Source organism: Streptomyces solincola, from assembly GCF_002982015.1.
Taxonomy (GTDB): domain Bacteria; phylum Actinomycetota; class Actinomycetes; order Streptomycetales; family Streptomycetaceae; genus Streptomyces; species Streptomyces solincola.
Genome location: NZ_PVLV01000729.1, coordinates 1 through 1,026, shown reverse-complemented (window position 1 = coordinate 1,026; position 1,026 = coordinate 1). Strand labels below are relative to the sequence as shown.

Here is a 1,026-nt window from a genome sequence, read left to right as displayed (position 1 = left end):
GAACGCGACGGCACCGTCCGCATCGCCCTCCTCCCCACCCAGGCCGAAGAACTCGACTGGCTCGCCGACTCCATCGCCCACCTCGTCCGCACCGGCAAGGAACCAGGCCAGATCGCCGTCCTCGCCCGCACCGCCACCGACTTCCCCGACATCCAGGCCGCCCTCGTCGCCCGCGACGTCCCCGTCGAAGTCGTCGGCCTCTCCGGACTCCTCCACCTCCCCGAGATCGCCGACCTCGTCGCCGTCTGCGAAGTCCTCCAGGACCCCGGCGCCAACGCCCCGCTCGTCCGGCTCCTCACCGGCCCCCGCTGGCGCATCGGCCCCCGCGACCTCGCCCTCCTCGGCCGCCGCGCCCGACTCCTCGTGCACCGCCACACCCCCGACGCCGACACCAGCACCGACCAGCGCCTCGCCGCCGCCGTCGAAGGCGTCGACCCCGCCGAAGTCATCTCCCTCGCCGACGCCCTCGACACCTTCCTCGAACCCGCCGGCCAAGACGACCACCTGCCCTTCTCCGCCGAAGCCCGCATCCGCTACGCCCGGCTCGCCACCGAACTGCGCGAACTGCGCCGCGCCCTCGCCGACCCCCTGATGGACGTCCTGCACCGCGTCCTCGCCACCACCGGCCTCGAAGTCGAACTCTCCGCCTCCCCGCACGCCCTCGCCGCCCGCCGCCGCGAAACCCTCTCCCACTTCCTCGACATCGCCGCCCGCTTCGCCGCCCTCGACGGCGAAGCCACCCTCCTCGCCTTCCTCGGCTTCCTCCGCACCGCCGCCCAGTACGAAAAGGGCCTCGACAACGCCCTGCCCGGCGGCGAGAACACCGTCAAAGTGCTCACCGCCCACAAATCCAAGGGCCTCGAATGGGACGTCGTCGCCGTCCCCGGCCTAGTCGGCGGACAGTTCCCCAGCAGCCGCGCCCGCGAATCCTGGACCGCCCAGGGCAAGGTCCTCCCGCACGCCCTGCGCGGCGACGCCCCCACCCTGCCCGCCCTCGACACCATCGACGCCCGCTCCCTCAAAGCC

1 protein-coding gene is annotated in these 1,026 nt (G+C 73.3%); it reads left to right on the top strand.

From position 1 onward, the window contains the following. The coding region (locus C6N75_RS29740; protein ID WP_146132721.1) for a 3'-5' exonuclease at positions 1-1,026 on the top strand (1,026 nt) is incomplete at both ends.